We start from the raw sequence: 15,716 nt of genomic DNA, 5'->3' as shown, positions 1-15,716 counted from the left end.
CCAGGCAGGAAAGCGGTTTCCTTCGAAGTCGTTGCAGGAATCAATCGGGAGGAGATCGATGGCGTCTGTCGCAATCGGCGATGTCTACAAATCATTTGGAAACGTCGAGGTCCTGCACGGGGTCAGCGTCGATATAAACGACGGCGAGTTCGTCACGCTGGTCGGTCCTTCGGGTTGCGGAAAGTCGACCCTGCTCAGAATGATCGCCGGCCTGGAAAAGATCTCGCGCGGCCAGATTGCGATCGGCAAACGTGTCGTCAACAACGTTGCGCCAAAGGAGCGCGACGTCGCCATGGTCTTCCAGAACTATGCGCTCTACCCGCATATGACGGTCGCCGAGAACATGGCGTTCTCGCTGATGCTCAAGGGCGTTCCCAAGACGGAGAGCGATGCCGGCGTGCGGCGCGCGGCCGAAATCCTGGGACTGGTGCCGCTGCTCGACCGCTATCCCCGCCAGCTTTCCGGCGGCCAGCGGCAGCGCGTCGCCATGGGCCGGGCGATCGTGCGTGACCCGCAGGTTTTCCTGTTCGACGAGCCGCTGTCCAATCTCGATGCCAAGCTCCGGGTGCAGATGCGCGCCGAGATCAAGGAACTGCACCAGCGCCTGAAGACGACGACGGTCTACGTCACCCACGACCAGATCGAGGCGATGACCATGGCCGACAAGATCGTCGTCATGCATGACGGCATCGTCGAGCAGATCGGGCCGCCGCTCGAACTCTACGACCGGCCGAACAATCTCTTTGTCGCCAGCTTCATCGGCTCGCCCGCCATGAACATGCTGAGGGGCGAGATCGTAAGCGACGGCTCGCCGTCGTTTCGGGGCGCCGGCGGGATTTCGGTCCCGTTGGCCTCGGCCCTTTCGATCGGCAATGGTGAGCCGGTCGTGCTGGGCATACGGCCCGAGCATTTACGGCTGTCCGACCATCTGGGCATTCCGGTCACTGTCGTGGTGGTCGAGCCGACAGGGTCCGAAGTGCAGCTGATCGGCCGCACCGCCGGCGGCGAGGAGATCGTCGCCAATTTCCGGGAACGCCATTCCTTCACGCCGGGCGAAACCATCCGGCTTACGGCCGAGCCTGGCCTCATCCATCTCTTTCACGGCAAAACCGGACAGCGGTTCGAAACACCCATCGAGCAGTAGGACGGCAAGGACAATAAGCAGGAGGAAGCGAGCATGAAATTCACCAGACGCGACGTGATCCGCACCACCGCCGGCGCGGCGGCGGGAGCCTTGGGAAGCCGGCTCATCGGCTCTCCCGCCTTTGCCCAGGAGGGATTGAAGTACAAGCCCGAGGACGGCGCCAAGCTCAGGCTGCTGCGCTGGTCGCCCTTCGTGCAGGGCGACGAGGATCAATGGCTGGCCAACACCAAGCGCTTCACCGAAGCGACCGGCGTCGAGGTCCGCGTCGACAAGGAAAGCTGGGAGGACATCCGCCCCAAGGCGGCGGTCGCCGCCAATGTCGGCTCCGGCCCGGACCTGATGTTCGTCTGGTTCGACGATCCGCACCAATATCCCGACAAGCTGCACGACGTGTCGGAACTGGGCGAATATCTCGGCTCGAAATATGGCGGCTGGCACGATGGACCGCACCAATATGCCACACGGCAAGGCAAATTCCTCGGCCTGCCGCTGGCCACCATCGGCAATGCCATCGTCTATCGCGAAAGCTGGGTGAAGGAGGCCGGCTTCTCCGAATTTCCGAAGGACACGGCAGGCTTGCTCGAACTTTGCAAGGCGTTGCAGGCGAAGGGCCATCCGGCCGGCTTCACACACGGCCACGGCGTCGGCGACGGCAACAACTACGCCCACTGGCTGCTGTGGAGCCACGGCGGCAAAATGGTCGACGAGAGCAGCAAGGTGACGATCAACAGCCCCGAAACGCTGAAGGCGATCGAATACGCGCAGGAGCTCTACAAGACCTTCATTCCCGGTACCGAAAGCTGGCTCGACGTCAACAACAACCGCGCCTTCCTGGCCGGCGAATTGAGCGTCATCGCCAACGGCATTTCGGCCTACAACACCGCCAAGATCAACAAGGACAAGGATCCGAAACTGGCCGAGATGGCCAAGGACATCCGCACCACCAACCTGCCGATCGGTCCGGTCGGGAAATCCGTCGAGCTGTTCCAGGTGACCACGGCCGTGATCTTCGACTACACGCCCTACCCCAACGCGGCCAAGGCCTATCTGCAGTTCATGTTCGAGGAACCGCAAATGGCCAAGTGGATCACGTCCTCGGCGGGCTATTGCTGCCAGACGCTCAAAGCCTTCGACAACAACCCGGTGTGGACGGCCGATCCGAACAATGCCGCCTACGCCAAGGCCTCGGCGACGCTGCGGCCCAACGGCTATGCCGGCCCGCTTGGCTATGCCTCGGCGGCGACCATGGCCGACTATGTGCTGGTCGATATGTTCGCCAAGGCGGTGACCGGCCAGGCGACGCCGCAAGAAGCGATGGAAGAAGCCGAGAAGCGCGCAAACCGCTACTATCGCGTTTGAGCCGGATTCAGCCGGGCGGCCATGCTGCCCGGCTTCGAATCGCGCATGGCCGCCCGGCCGTTCAATGAGACCCTAGAGGAGCCGACCCATGGCCGTGACCTCCGCTGCCGCTCAGCCACGCCGGTCGACGCTGTCGCGCATTTTGACGTTCGTGTCTGAAAGTCATAACGCGCTTGGCTTCGGCTTCATGCTGCCGGCGGCGGCACTGCTGCTGGTCTTCCTGACCTATCCGCTCGGGCTCGGCGTCTGGCTCGGCTTCACCGATGCCCGCATCGGCCGCCCCGGCATCTTCATCGGCATCGAGAACTACGAATATCTGTGGGACGACGCCGTCTTCTGGCTCTCCGTCTTCAACACATTGCTCTACACGATCAGCGCCTCGATCCTGAAGTTTGCGCTCGGCCTGTGGCTGGCGCTTATCCTCAACCAGAACCTGCCGTTCAAATCGTTCTTCCGCGCGATCGTCCTGCTCCCCTGGGTGGTGCCGACCGTGCTGTCGGCGATCGCCTTCTGGTGGATCTACGATTCCCAGTTCTCGATCCTGTCCTGGGCGCTTATGGAAATGGGCCTGATCGACCATCGCATCAACTTCCTCGGCGATCCGGAGAATGCGCGGGCTTCGGTCATCGCCGCCAATGTCTGGCGCGGCATTCCTTTCGTGGCGATAACGCTGCTTGCGGGCCTGCAGACGATTCCGCAGTCGCTCTACGAGGCCGCCACGCTCGACGGCGCCAGCCGCTGGCAATTGTTCCGCTATGTGACGCTGCCGCTGCTGACGCCGATCATAGCCATCACCATGACGTTTTCGGTGCTGTTCACCTTCACCGATTTCCAGCTGATCTATGTGCTGACGCGCGGCGGGCCGGTCAACGCCACCCATTTGATGGCGACGCTGTCGTTCCAGCGCGGCATTTCCGGAGGCCAGCTTGGCGAAGGCGCCGCGATCGCAGTCGCCATGATCCCGTTCCTGCTGGCGGCGATCCTGTTCAGCTACTTTGGCCTGCAGCGCCGCAAATGGCAGCAGGGCGGCGGAGATTGACATGACCGCGATCGATACAAGCAAACGCCCGGAACTCGACGAAGGCGGCATGGGCTACCTGCAGAGCGTGCCGCGCCGCGTGGTGACGGTCTACCTGCCGTTGCTGATCTTCGTCATCGTGCTGTTGTTTCCGTTCTACTGGATGACGATCACGGCGGTTAAGCCCAACCTCGAGATGACCGACTACGCCAATTTCAATCCGTTCTGGGTGGTGCATCCGACGCTCGAGCATATCCGCTACCTGCTCTTCGAGACATCCTATCCGGGCTGGCTGCTCAACACGATCATCATTTCGACCGCCGCCACGTTCCTGTCGCTGCTGGCTGCCGTGTTCGCTGCCTATGCGATCGAACGCTTGCGGTTCTCCGGGGCGCGGCAGGTCGGCCTCGCGGTGTTCCTCGCCTATCTCGTACCGCCCTCGATCCTGTTCATTCCGCTGTCGGTGATGGTGTTCAACCTTGGGCTTTACGACACGCCCTTCGCGCTCATCCTCACCTATCCGACCTTCCTGATCCCGTTCTGCACCTGGCTGCTGATGGGTTACTTCCGCTCGATCCCGTTCGAGCTGGAAGAATGCGCGCTGATCGACGGCGCGAGCCGCTGGCAGATCCTCACCAAGATCGTGCTGCCGCTGTCGGTGCCGGGGCTGATTTCCGCCGGCATCTTCGCATTCACCCTGTCATGGAACGAGTTCATCTATGCCTTGACCTTCATCCAGTCGTCCGAAAACAAGACCGTGCCGGTCGGCGTGCTCACCGAGCTGGTGCGCTCGGACGTCTATGAATGGGGGGCGCTGATGGCGGGAGCGCTGATCGGTTCATTGCCGGTCGTGGTGCTCTATTCGTTCTTTGTCGAGCACTATGTTTCCTCGATGACCGGAGCCGTGAAGGAATAGCCGGCATGGTCAGGAATGCGCGAGGGTTGCGGGAGGTGTCAGCTGGCGGTGTCGGACTTCGGCGCAAATGCGCGGTCGGCAATGCGTTCGATGAAAGCGACGACCCGTTCCGGCTCGACGAATTGTGGCATGTGGCCAAGCCCCTCGACCGGCTCGAAATCGAGCCCGCTGATCTTTTCCATCAGCGGCCAGCCATGGGTGTCGATGCCCAGCACCTGGTCGGAAGCACCAAACAGAATGCCGGCCGGCATGGCGATCTCGCGATAGCGTTGCTCGATGCGGCCAAGGTCGTGCTCAATGGCCACGACGTCGGTCGATGTCGCGTAGAAATGGCTTGGCCTCAGCCCGCACCAGCCGCCGCCCTCGACCATATAGTCGGCCGGCGCCGTCTGCGGTGCAAAGATGAAGGCAAGCGTCGGTTCGGCATATTTGAGAGCCGCCGGGATCGCCACCGTATGAGCCATGATCCGCCGCCGCAGCGACGACTTGACGTATAGCGGGCCGAACTTCTCGCGCGCGTCCGGCTCCAGATGGGTCAGCGGCGCCAGCAAGGCGATACCGGAAATCGCCTCTGGACGCTCGACAGCCAGCGTCAGCCCGATGGCGCCACCCAGCGAATGACCGACGACCAGAGGCTTTTCCAGCCCGAGCGCCTCGATGAAACGCCGTACGATCTCGGCCTGCTCGGGCAGCCGTCCGCTGGCGCCCCTGGCCCGCACCGAATAGCCGGAGCCAGGACGGTCGAGCGCAATCAGCCGATAGTTCGGGCCGAACCGTCCGAACAGCGTGTGGCCGAATTGATGAAGCTGCGCGCCGAGGCCGTGGAGGAAGACGATCGGCCGCCCCTCGCCCGTCTCGACATAATGAATGCGGTTGCCGTCGATCTCGATGAATTTTCCGCTGGCCGGCACCAGCCTTTCGGCCTTCGCCGCAATCCGCCGCGTCGCCAGCAGAGGATAGGCTGCCATGACGAGCGCCAGCAGAAGCAGCGCGCCGGGCAGCCATAGCAGAATCGGTACCGGCATGTCTTGCTCAAGGCTCCAAACCGGCACGCAGCATCACCCGCCGAAGGGTCCACGGCAAGGGAGGTGGCACAGATGGATCCGTCGTTTGGCGGCATTGCCGCCGGCCGTCCGTCGCGCTATCTCAGGCGACCCGTTTGCCGGAGCCAATCATGACCGAAATCGTCACTGCCGCCATGCTCGTCATCGGCGACGAGATTCTGTCCGGCCGCACCAAGGACAAGAACATCGGCCACCTCGCCGACATCATGACGGCGATCGGCATCGACCTGAAAGAAGTGCGCATCGTTGCGGACGAGGAAGACGAGATCGTCGCTGCAGTGAATGCGCTGCGCGCCCGCTACACCTATGTCTTCACCACCGGCGGCATCGGCCCAACACATGACGACATCACCGCCGATTCGGTTGCCAAGGCCTTTGGCGTGCCATGCGAATACGACGCCAGGGCCTACGCCCTGCTGGAGGCAAGCTACGCCGCCCGCGGCATCGAATACACCGAAGCACGCAAGCGCATGGCGCGGATGCCGCGCGGGGCAGACCACATCGACAACCCGGTGTCGGTTGCGCCGGGCTTTCGCATTGGCAACGTCCATGTCATGGCCGGCGTGCCGGCGATTTTCCAGGCGATGCTCGACAATGTCGTGCCGACATTGAGGGCCGGCACCAAAATGCTGTCGGCAACCGTGGAATGCCCGTTCGGTGAAGGCCTGATCGGCGGGCCGCTGGGCGACATCCAGAAGGCGCATCCGGACACGATCATCGGCTCCTACCCGAAATATGGCGACGGCAAGTTCTGGACGGAACTGGTGGTGCGGGCCCGCAGCCAGCAGGCGCTGGACTCGGCACGCGCCGACGTAGAGGCTATGGTGGCGAGCTTGACCAGGGCAAGCAGGGTGGGCTGATCGGCCGGCCTGACGGAACCAGCATCGCGCAGTGACGTTTGTCACGAGTGGGATCGCCGTAAAACTGAGGGATTGCCATGCGCTTCAAGACCATCGTTGCCATATTGCAGAATGAACAGGATGCCGAGCGCGTCCTCGACTGCGCGATCCCGCTGGCCAGCCGATTCCAGAGCCATCTGATCGGTATTCATGCAGAGGCGCTGCCCGTGCCCTACACCTCGGCCACCGGCTTTCCGGACACCGAGTTCCTGCAGGTTTCCGCCGACATGAACCGGGAGCGCGCCGAGAAGTTGCAGGCCGCCTTTTACAAGCGCATCGAGAATTCCGGCCTGTCGTTCGAGTGGCGCAGCCTCGAGAGTTTTTCCGGCGACAGTGCGCTGACCGGCATCTCGACTGTTCGCACCGCGGACCTGATCATCGCCGCGCAGCGCGAATCCGGCAGCGACCCGAGCGCGGACGTCGACACGCTGGTCTACGATGCCGGCCGGCCGGTGCTGGTGGTGCCGCATTCGGGTCCGCTGGTGACCAGCTTCAAGCATGTGCTGCTCGCCTGGAACGGCAGCAAGGAAGCCGCGCGCGCCGCCTTCGATGCCCTGCCCTTCATCATCGAGGCCGAGAAGACGGACATCGTCGTCATCGACCCGCCGGATACGCTCGACGAGGCGCCGGAAACGGCCGGCGCAGAGATCGCCGCCTCGCTGTCCAGGCACGGCGCGACCGTCAGCGTCTCGGTGCTGAGGTCCGGCGGCGCCTCGGTCGACGACATCATCCAGACCAGGGTCGCCGAGTCGGGTGCGGACCTGCTCGTGCTCGGCGCCTACAGCCATTCCTGGCTGCGCCAGCTGCTGTTCGGCGGAGTGACACGGACGGTGCTGCGCACCGCCCCGGTGGCGGCTTTCCTGTCGCGGTAGAGCATGATCCCGAAAAGTGGAATCCGGTTTTCGGAAAGATCATGCTCAAGAAAAAAGAATAGAGCCCCATCCCGATTAGGTCGGGATGGAACAGGCTCTAGGTTCACAGGGATAGCTTTGCCACTCCCCTTGCCAAGGGCAAGCCTTTCCAGTTAATTCCGCGCGCATTCCATAGTGTCTGCGCGCGATGCGCGCTTTGCGGAGTGCGCGAAAGATGTCCCTGCCCGAAAAAGCCTTCCCGGTCTCCTGGGACCAGTTCCACCGCGATGCGCGCGCGCTCGCCTGGCGGCTTGCCGGCGCCAACAAGGGGCAATGGAAGGCGATCGTCTGCATCACGCGCGGCGGCCTGGTTCCGGCCGCCATTATTTCGCGCGAGCTTGGCATCCGCATCATCGAGACAGTCTGCGTTGCCTCATACCACGACTATACCAGCCAAGGGCAGTTGCAGGTGCTGAAGGAGATCACGCCGGCGCTGCTCGCCGATGACGGCGCCGGCGTGCTGATCATCGACGACCTCACCGACACCGGCAAGACGGCGGGCATCGTGCGCGCGATGATGCCCAAGGCGCATTTCGCCACCGTCTATGCCAAGCCGAAAGGCAGGCCGATGGTCGACACTTTCGTTACCGAGGTCAGCCAGGACACCTGGATCTATTTCCCTTGGGACATGGGCTTCACCTACCAAAAGCCGATCGCCGACGACCACGCCGGCTGATTCGCGGCAACGCCGCTCATTGCAGCCGGTCGCCCAAGGCACCATCCGCGACCGACAAAATGCCGGCGTGATGCTCGCGCGGCCGCGTCATTTGGTCGAGACCGGCGCAATTGGCGCAATTTCGTTGGTCCATGAAAGATTTTTTACTTTTATTGCTCATGATTAGCCGTAAGATTCGTAAGACGGCAAACGATTCTGGAAGCTGGGGCAAGCTTCTCCGATGTTGACAAGGCCAACGACGCACAACCATCTGGCCGAAAGGGTCCGGCGACTCTTCGGCACGGTGCCGTCCCGCCTGCAGGTTGCAGCCCTGCCCTGGCGCGATAGCGGCGACGGCGTCGAAATCATGCTGATCACCAGCCGCGATACCGGCCGCTGGGTGCTTCCCAAGGGCTGGCCGGAAGCAAAGGAGCCGCTTTGCGAGGCGGCGGCGCGCGAGGCCGGCGAGGAGGCCGGGCTGCGCGGCACGATCTCGCATCACGAGGCCGGCCGCTATTTCTATGCCAAGGTGCTGGATTCCGGCGAGGAAGTGCCGTGCGAGGTGCTGGTGTTCCCGCTGGAGGTCGACAAGGTCGCCGACCGATGGAAGGAAAAGCGGGCACGCACCCGCAAGTGGGTCAGCGCCGCCGAGGCTATGCGCATGGTGCATGAACCGGACCTTTGCCAGATCATCGCCCATTTCTGCGCCGATCCACGCCGGTTCTCCTGAGCCCGAGCCGCGCATAGCCGCGTCAGGGTGCCGCTCCGCGGAGCCGAACCTCCCTCGCCGCGCTCCGCTTCTATCCCCGTTATCCACATATGTGACACACAAGATGTTGGGGTCATAAAAGCTACGCAAACGAATCCTTGACGCCGCAAAACGAGTCGCCTTTTATAGGCCATGCGCTCCTGTTGAGAGTGCGACCGGAAGAGTTTCGAGGCCGGTCTTTTTCCCGGAATATGTGCGTTTTGAGCCGCATTCCCGCCTGTTCACGAGGCCGGCGAAGGCGTGGAATTTTGAAGCTCTTTTGGGGCGAAAGGGAGGATTGTCGGACTTGAATAAATTGTCTGTTAATACTATATTTAGTGTTTGCAGGTAGGTTCGACGCTAGATAATGTGAAGTTCCCTCGATCGAGGGCGTTGCAAAAAGTTTTCAGTTTTGAGGGACCCACAGGGTCCGTGAGCGCGTTGGACAGCGGGCCTCGCAAGAGGTTCGACCGGCAGGGCGGCGGAGACTGTGACGATGAGAGCCGGCGGTTTTCGAACGCCGGCAGACGGCGGCCATGCGCGTTTCGTCAAGAGGGCAGAAATCCTCTGGGAAAAGCGCTATATGTAGACAAAAGGGACCGGACCAATGCGCATCGAGCGTCGTTTCACCAAGCCAGGGCAATCAGCTTACGCGGAGATCGAATTCCGCAAGGCGCTTTCGGAGATCAAGAATCCGGATGGGTCGGTGGTGTTCCGCTTGGACAACATCGACGTGCCGGCGCAGTTCTCCCAGGTTGCCGCCGATATCCTGGCGCAGAAATATTTCCGCAAGGCGGGCGTCCCGGCACGGCTGAAGAAGGTCGAGGAGACGCAAGTCCCCTCCTTCCTGTGGCGCTCCGTCGCTGACGAGGCTGAACTGGCCAAGCTGCCGGAAGCCGAGCGCTACGGTTCCGAGACCGACGCCCGCCAGGTCTTCGACCGGCTTGCCGGTACCTGGACCTATTGGGGCTGGAAGGGCGGCTACTTCAAGTCGGAGGAAGACGCGCGCGCCTTCCGCGACGAGCTCGCCTATATGCTGGCCACCCAGCGCGTCGCGCCGAATTCGCCGCAATGGTTCAACACCGGCCTGCACTGGGCCTATGGCATCGACGGTCCCAGCCAGGGCCATTTCTATGTCGACCCGTTCACCGGCAAGCTGACCAAGTCGAAGTCTTCCTACGAGCATCCGCAGCCGCATGCCTGCTTCATCCAGGGCGTGCAGGACGATCTCGTCAACGAAGGCGGCATCATGGACCTGTGGGTGCGTGAGGCGCGCCTGTTCAAATACGGCTCCGGCACCGGCTCCAACTTCTCGTTCCTGCGCGGCGAAGGCGAAAAGCTGTCGGGCGGCGGCCGCTCGTCGGGGCTGATGAGCTTCCTCAAGATCGGCGACCGCGCGGCGGGCGCCATCAAGTCGGGCGGCACGACGCGTCGCGCCGCGAAAATGGTCATCGTCGACGCCGATCATCCCGACATCGAGGAATTCATCGACTGGAAGGTCAATGAGGAGCAGAAGGTCGCCTCGCTGGTCACCGGCTCGAAGATCGTCAAGAAGCACCTCGAAGCGATCATGAAGGCCTGCATCAACTGCGAAGGCAATGGCGAGGATTGCTTCGATCCGGCGGTCAACACCGCGCTGAAGCGCGAGATCAAGGCGGCCAAGAAGGATGCGGTGCCGGAGAACTACATCTACCGCGTCATCCAGTTCGCCAAGCAGGGCTACACCTCGATGTCGTTCAAGACCTACGACACCGACTGGGATTCCGACGCCTATCTCACCGTTTCCGGCCAGAACTCCAACAATTCGGTGTCGCTGAAGGACGATTTCCTGCGCGCCGTCGAGCAGGATGGCGACTGGCATCTCACCGCCCGCAAGGACGGCAAGGTGCTGAAGACGCTGAAGGCGCGCGATCTCTGGGAAAAGATCGGCTATGCCGCGTGGGCGTCGGCCGATCCGGGCCTGCATTTCAACACGACAATGAACGACTGGCACACCTGCGCCTCGGCCGGTGCGATCCGGGCGTCCAACCCGTGCTCGGAATACATGTTCCTCGACGACACCGCCTGCAACCTGGCGTCGATCAACCTCCTGCCCTACCGCAATGCGGACGGCACGATCGACATTGCCGCCTACGAGCACACGGTGCGGCTGTGGACCATGGTCCTGGAAATCTCGGTCATGATGGCGCAGTTCCCGTCGAAGGAGATCGCTAAGCTTTCCTACGAGTACCGCACGCTCGGCCTCGGCTACGCCAATATCGGCGGCCTGCTGATGACCTCGGGTATTCCCTATGATTCCGACGAGGGCCGCGCCATCTGCGCCGCCCTCACCGCGATCATGACCGGCACGGCCTATGCCACTTCGGCTGAAATGGCCGCCGAGCTCGGCGCCTTCCCCGACTATGACCGCAATGCGCAGAACATGCTGCGCGTCATGCGCAACCATCGCCGTGCTGCCTATGGCGAAAGGGACGGCTACGAAAAGCTTGCCGTCAACCCGGTGCCGCTGGTCGCCTCGGATCTCAAGCAGCAGGAGCTTGCCGACCATGCCAAGGCGGCCTGGGACCGCGCCATCGAGCTTGGCGAGGAGCATGGCTACCGCAACGCGCAGGCAACGGTGATCGCGCCGACCGGCACGATCGGCCTGGTGATGGATTGCGATACCACCGGCATCGAGCCCGACTTCGCGCTGGTGAAGTTCAAGAAGCTCGCCGGCGGCGGCTATTTCAAGATCATCAACCGCGCCGTACCGGAAGCGCTGCGCACGCTCGGTTATTCCGAGAGCCAGATCGCCGAGATCGAGGCTTATGCCGTCGGCCACGGCAATCTCAACCAGGCGCCGGGCGTCAACCTCGTCTCGCTCAAGGCCAAAGGCTTCACCGACGACAAGATCGCAGCGCTCAACGCCGCATTGAAATCGGCCTTCGACATCAAGTTCGTCTTCAACCAGTGGACGCTGGGTGCCGATTGGGTGAAGGAGACGTTCGGCTTCACCGACGAGCAGCTCAACGATTTCTCGTTCGAGATGCTGCCGGCGCTGGGCTTTTCCAAGAAGGACATCGAGGCCGCCAACATCCATGTCTGCGGTGCGATGACGCTGGAAGGCGCGCCGTTCCTGAAGGCCGAACACCTGCCGGTGTTCGACTGCGCCAGCCCGTGCGGCAAGATCGGCAAGCGTTCGCTGTCGATCAACAGCCACATCATGATGATGGCGGCGGCGCAGCCCTTCATCTCCGGCGCCATTTCCAAGACCATCAACATGCCGAACGACGCGACGGTGGAAGACGCCAAGGGCGCCTACATGCTGTCGTGGAAGCTGGCGCTGAAGGCCAATGCGCTCTATCGCGACGGCTCGAAGCTGTCGCAGCCGCTCAACGCCTCGCTGCTCGCCGATGGCGAAGAGGACGAGGACGAAGCCGTCGAGCAGCTGATCGCGGCACCGGCCGCTCAGCGTGCCGTGCAGGTGACCGAGAAGATCGTCGAGCGCGTCGTCGAGCGTCTCTACCGCGACCGCGAGAAACTGCCGAACCGCCGCAAGGGCTATACCCAGAAGGCGGTCGTCGGCGGCCACAAGGTCTATCTCAGGACCGGCGAGTTCGACGACGGCCGTATCGGCGAGATCTTCATCGACATGCACAAGGAAGGTGCCGCCTTCCGGGCGATGATGAACAACTTCGCCATCGCCATCTCGCTCGGCCTGCAATATGGCGTGCCGCTCGAGGAATTCGTCGAGGCCTTCACCTTCACCAAATTCGAGCCGGCTGGCATGGTGCAGGGCAACGACGCCATCAAGAACGCCACCTCGATCCTCGATTATGTGTTCCGCGAACTGGCCGTCTCCTATCTCGGCCGCCACGACCTCGCCCATGTCGACCAGTCGGACTTCGACAAGACCGCACTCGGGCGCGGCATCAACGAAGGCAAGGCGACGCCCTTCTCCAAGGGTCTCACCCGCGGTGCCTCGCCGGTCAAGCTGGTGTCGGGCATGGGTGCCGAGCCGAAAGGCTTTGCGGGTTCGGGCTCCGGAACTCCGGCCCGTACCGCCCCGACCGCCTTCTCCGGCTCCAACGTGCTGACGCTGAAGCCGGCAAGCGACGAAGCCATCGCCTACAAGCGTGACTACGAGGAGCGCGCCAGGGAACTGGTCGAGGACATCGTCTACGCGGAAGCCTCCGACCCGACGGAGCTGTTCACCGACGAGGCGGCGAAAGAAGCAGCCGAAGCCAAAGCGCTCGCCGCCAACCGGCGCCAGCAATCGCTGATGCAGGGCTACACCGGCAACGAATGCTCGGAATGCCATAACTTCACGATGGTGCGGAACGGGACGTGCGAGAAGTGCGATACTTGTGGGGCTACGAGCGGGTGTTCGTGATGGGCAGGTGGTGGAGAGGAGTTCGGGTTATGAGGCTTCATTCGGTAAACACCACCGACATTATTCTCACTCGGCTGACTTCAGTCAGCCGAGTTGCGGCATTTGATGCAATGCCACTGCTGGATCCTGATATCGGTGTGGCGTTTGACTTTATTCCGGATGAACGTGGATTGATCTGCTGGTTCAATCAGGATGGAAGTTTGGAATCCATTGATGTCGTGATGATCTCTATGCGTCAGCGGTTGGTCGACATTTATAGGGGAACGGGCGGTACAGGCAGGCGGGCGCTTGAAATTTTTGGTTATGAGCCTTGCTCGGACCCAAAGGCTGTGGGCAAAAAAATCCTCGACGATCATGTACGGACCTACGAGAGATTCCCCGCAGCTCGAACCGCGTAATTTTTACTTTATTTGCTGACAAGAAAAAGGGGCCTCAGGGCCCCTTTTTCGTTCAGATTATTTGACGGCGCGTAGCTTGGGTCTTGTCGAAAGGCCTTTTGCAGGCCGTGGCCCCGACTGAATCATCGTTTCAGAGCCTGTTTCATTCCCATCGCGATCAAACCGAAATTCTGTTGTTCGCCCCGATTGTCCTGTGATTGAAATTCGAAAAGGCTCAGCACTACTCGGAACCACGTCAAACTCAACTGTGACACCGGTATCGTAATCGTCAACGCGCAATGGCTTAGTCGGAATTTTTCCATCTCGCGGACTCATTGCATCCACAGCCTTTCTCCCCTCGATATTTAGAGTGCCTTGTGACCAGCATCACAACATATAGCGTCGCCGTGTCACCAATTCGTTAAGCCAGACTCGTATGTCAATTGGAAGTGGCCATTTAATTTATGCACGATTCTCAGGATCGCCATAGCCAATTCCATTGAACGAACATCGCGCCTTTTTCATATCCTACCGCATCACATCATACGTTTAAGAAAACGACACGCCCGCGTTAAGTTCCCAAGTTTTCTGTCAGATTACGCTATCTCGCAGCAGGGAGAAAGAAAGAGTTGCCGCTACGCCGTGTCCGCCTATCCAATCGCGGCTAGGTTTTCTCGCCGCCGTGGAATCACCCGCCAGGAACCCTGAACAGCATCCTCAAACAATCCGGTCTGAGGAGTGACGAAATGCAATACGCGGTGGTGATTGAAGAAGCGGAAACAATTTTTCCGTTACGTGCCGGACCTGCCCGGCTGCATCGCGACCGATACGACAGTGCCTGAGGTGGAAACGGAAAATTCGCGACGCAATACACTTTCATATCGAAGGCTTGTGAACCGATGGACTGGATATGCCCGAAGTATCAGCCTGACCGAATACGGGAGGTATTGCGCCGTCCAAGCGTCCGCTCCAACGCCGCACCGGAAACGGTCCTGTCAAAAAAGCGATTCTTGGATCTCTTCCTCAACCCCATGGTTGAGACGGATCACCCCGTTGATAAGCCACTGCGGATACGCCTTGTGGGTTCCCATAGCCAAAACAAAGCCTTTTTCCGGATACTCAGCGCCGAATCGCTCCGCCATTTTTCGTAGCGTTTCTGCCTCACCATACAGCCGCCGCCACTTGAGGAAAGTAGCCTCGATTTCCCAATCCTGACAGGTCCCTTCACGCGGCCCGTCTGCCGTTTGATATTTGTACTTGAATAGGAATGGAGCTGGCTCATATGGGACTAAATCTTTGCCCAAAAATCCAAACAAGCTATTCGCCTCTTGATCGTGCCACAAACGAAACCGTGCTTTCTCAGCCTCAAAGGTCTGGCGGTCTTTTCTTTCAGCTACAAACTGCGCGTTTTGTGGCCGAATGAGCGCCAAACTTCGACCTTGATCCAGTTCAACATTGAGGCTGGAAACAACGTGGCGAGCAATAAATTGTGGCCGTGACCTTTCTGACAATCTGCCCGTGATCACTAACGATTTATGCTCTAGCCTGCGGCTCTCGCTTCGATGATCACCCTTAGGGAGACGCCAATTATATTGAATTGTGTCCCATCTACCAAACTTCTGCGCGTCCTCAAGAGTCCGGAAGGCTACAGGATAAAGACGAATCCAGTTGCCCTCAAAATCGAGCCCCGCACAACAAACCAGTTCCCCATGACTCTCTCCAACGCGAGGTGCAGCCTTTACCAACACCACCGCAGAGCCGCGTTGAGAAAGGGATGTCAATCACGCAGCCTTTAGAGAAAAGCCTTTCGGAACACCAAGATTTCTAACTGGATTCTTTCGGATTTTCAATATCTGTTCACAAACAATAGAGCGATGGCAATCCTTATGATCCCTTTCAAAGCACATCAGGCATATGTTCTTTGTTTCGGACTGCAGTGCTAGATCACGAATTAATTTTTCAGCAGTCTCATTTGCGATATGGCTCCTGAAAATTCGCTCAAATCGCTGCCGGTCGCCCCTTCGCGCGGCAAGCCTGCCCTCTTTAGGATCACCGAGAGCCTTTGTATGACGATAATTGATGCCAGAATTTTCAAGATGGTTCTTAAGCGAATTTTTGGAGAAGCCGGGTTTTCGCGACAGAGGCAAATCTCTGACATCGACCAGCAATTCCACTCCTGCTGATCTCAGCACGGATACAAAATCGGCAATCTCAGACCCTTCGTAACCTATAGTCAGTAGCGCCATTGAACAT

13 protein-coding genes are annotated in these 15,716 nt (G+C 60.6%); 10 read left to right on the top strand and 3 right to left on the bottom strand.

The window, feature by feature from the left end:
• Positions 1-58: 58 nt before the first annotated feature.
• The 4 genes from AC0L2X_RS21295 (at position 59) to AC0L2X_RS21280 (ending at position 4,437) form a co-directional block, all read left to right on the top strand.
• Entirely contained in the window at positions 59-1,144 is a 1,086-nt protein-coding gene (locus AC0L2X_RS21295) for an ABC transporter ATP-binding protein (RefSeq protein ID WP_352493393.1), read from the top strand.
• A gap of 33 nt (positions 1,145-1,177) precedes the next feature.
• The gene (locus tag AC0L2X_RS21290; RefSeq protein WP_473555779.1) at positions 1,178-2,503 is read left to right on the top strand and encodes an ABC transporter substrate-binding protein; all 1,326 of its coding nucleotides are present in this window, start codon (positions 1,178-1,180) and stop codon (positions 2,501-2,503) included.
• Between the two features lie 187 nt (positions 2,504-2,690).
• Positions 2,691-3,542, top strand: coding sequence for a carbohydrate ABC transporter permease (locus AC0L2X_RS21285; protein WP_376705884.1), 852 nt, complete (start codon positions 2,691-2,693; stop codon positions 3,540-3,542).
• A 1-nt stretch (position 3,543) separates the two neighbouring features.
• Entirely contained in the window at positions 3,544-4,437 is an 894-nt protein-coding gene (locus AC0L2X_RS21280; RefSeq protein ID WP_473555782.1) for a carbohydrate ABC transporter permease, read from the top strand.
• Between the two features lie 38 nt (positions 4,438-4,475).
• Here AC0L2X_RS21280 and AC0L2X_RS21275 read toward each other — a convergent pair whose 3' ends face one another.
• Complete coding sequence (locus AC0L2X_RS21275) at positions 4,476-5,462, bottom strand: alpha/beta fold hydrolase (protein WP_473555783.1); 987 nt, start codon at positions 5,460-5,462, stop codon at positions 4,476-4,478.
• Between the two features lie 149 nt (positions 5,463-5,611).
• On the opposite strand from AC0L2X_RS21275, the gene AC0L2X_RS21270 reads away from it, so the two are divergent.
• From AC0L2X_RS21270 to AC0L2X_RS21245, 6 genes are all read left to right on the top strand, one after another.
• On the top strand, positions 5,612-6,361 hold the full coding sequence (locus AC0L2X_RS21270; protein ID WP_473555785.1) for a competence/damage-inducible protein A: 750 nt from the start codon (positions 5,612-5,614) through the stop codon (positions 6,359-6,361).
• A gap of 77 nt (positions 6,362-6,438) precedes the next feature.
• On the top strand, positions 6,439-7,272 hold the full coding sequence (locus tag AC0L2X_RS21265) for a universal stress protein (protein ID WP_352493398.1): 834 nt from the start codon (positions 6,439-6,441) through the stop codon (positions 7,270-7,272).
• Between the two features lie 214 nt (positions 7,273-7,486).
• Positions 7,487-7,987: a xanthine phosphoribosyltransferase gene (gpt, locus tag AC0L2X_RS21260; protein WP_352493399.1), complete on the top strand. Its 501-nt coding sequence runs from the start codon at positions 7,487-7,489 to the stop codon at positions 7,985-7,987.
• A 220-nt stretch (positions 7,988-8,207) separates the two neighbouring features.
• Entirely contained in the window at positions 8,208-8,696 is a 489-nt protein-coding gene (locus AC0L2X_RS21255; protein WP_473555788.1) for an NUDIX hydrolase, read from the top strand.
• A 625-nt stretch (positions 8,697-9,321) separates the two neighbouring features.
• The gene (locus AC0L2X_RS21250) at positions 9,322-13,086 is read left to right on the top strand and encodes a vitamin B12-dependent ribonucleotide reductase (RefSeq protein WP_473555789.1); all 3,765 of its coding nucleotides are present in this window, start codon (positions 9,322-9,324) and stop codon (positions 13,084-13,086) included.
• 29 nt (positions 13,087-13,115) lie between these two features.
• The gene (locus tag AC0L2X_RS21245) at positions 13,116-13,484 is read left to right on the top strand and encodes a hypothetical protein (protein ID WP_473555790.1); all 369 of its coding nucleotides are present in this window, start codon (positions 13,116-13,118) and stop codon (positions 13,482-13,484) included.
• A gap of 974 nt (positions 13,485-14,458) precedes the next feature.
• Here the strand turns inward: AC0L2X_RS21245 and AC0L2X_RS21240 are convergent.
• Positions 14,459-15,244 (bottom strand): hypothetical protein, encoded by a 786-nt coding sequence (locus AC0L2X_RS21240; protein ID WP_473555793.1) that lies wholly within the window; start codon positions 15,242-15,244, stop codon positions 14,459-14,461.
• Positions 15,245-15,709: a DUF488 domain-containing protein gene (locus tag AC0L2X_RS21235; RefSeq protein ID WP_473555795.1), complete on the bottom strand. Its 465-nt coding sequence runs from the start codon at positions 15,707-15,709 to the stop codon at positions 15,245-15,247.
• Between the last annotated feature and the right edge of the window lie 7 nt (positions 15,710-15,716).

The organism is Mesorhizobium sp. WSM4828, from assembly GCF_055811175.1.
This window is presented reverse-complemented; position numbering and strand designations above follow the sequence as displayed.

What these genes read in the sequence shown, in the direction of transcription:
- AC0L2X_RS21295 (WP_352493393.1), top strand. Translation starts at nt 59, where the DNA reads ATGGCGTCTGTCGCAATCGGCGATGTCTACAAATCATTTGGAAACGTC.
- AC0L2X_RS21290 (WP_473555779.1), top strand. Translation starts at nt 1,178, where the DNA reads ATGAAATTCACCAGACGCGACGTGATCCGCACCACCGCCGGCGCGGCG.
- AC0L2X_RS21285 (WP_376705884.1), top strand. Translation starts at nt 2,691, where the DNA reads ATGCTGCCGGCGGCGGCACTGCTGCTGGTCTTCCTGACCTATCCGCTC.
- AC0L2X_RS21280 (WP_473555782.1), top strand. Translation starts at nt 3,544, where the DNA reads ATGACCGCGATCGATACAAGCAAACGCCCGGAACTCGACGAAGGCGGC.
- AC0L2X_RS21275 (WP_473555783.1), bottom strand. Translation starts at nt 5,462, where the DNA reads ATGCCGGTACCGATTCTGCTATGGCTGCCCGGCGCGCTGCTTCTGCTG.
- AC0L2X_RS21270 (WP_473555785.1), top strand. Translation starts at nt 5,612, where the DNA reads ATGACCGAAATCGTCACTGCCGCCATGCTCGTCATCGGCGACGAGATT.
- AC0L2X_RS21265 (WP_352493398.1), top strand. Translation starts at nt 6,439, where the DNA reads ATGCGCTTCAAGACCATCGTTGCCATATTGCAGAATGAACAGGATGCC.
- gpt (WP_352493399.1), top strand. Translation starts at nt 7,487, where the DNA reads ATGTCCCTGCCCGAAAAAGCCTTCCCGGTCTCCTGGGACCAGTTCCAC.
- AC0L2X_RS21255 (WP_473555788.1), top strand. Translation starts at nt 8,208, where the DNA reads ATGTTGACAAGGCCAACGACGCACAACCATCTGGCCGAAAGGGTCCGG.
- AC0L2X_RS21250 (WP_473555789.1), top strand. Translation starts at nt 9,322, where the DNA reads ATGCGCATCGAGCGTCGTTTCACCAAGCCAGGGCAATCAGCTTACGCG.
- AC0L2X_RS21245 (WP_473555790.1), top strand. Translation starts at nt 13,116, where the DNA reads ATGAGGCTTCATTCGGTAAACACCACCGACATTATTCTCACTCGGCTG.
- AC0L2X_RS21235 (WP_473555795.1), bottom strand. Translation starts at nt 15,709, where the DNA reads ATGGCGCTACTGACTATAGGTTACGAAGGGTCTGAGATTGCCGATTTT.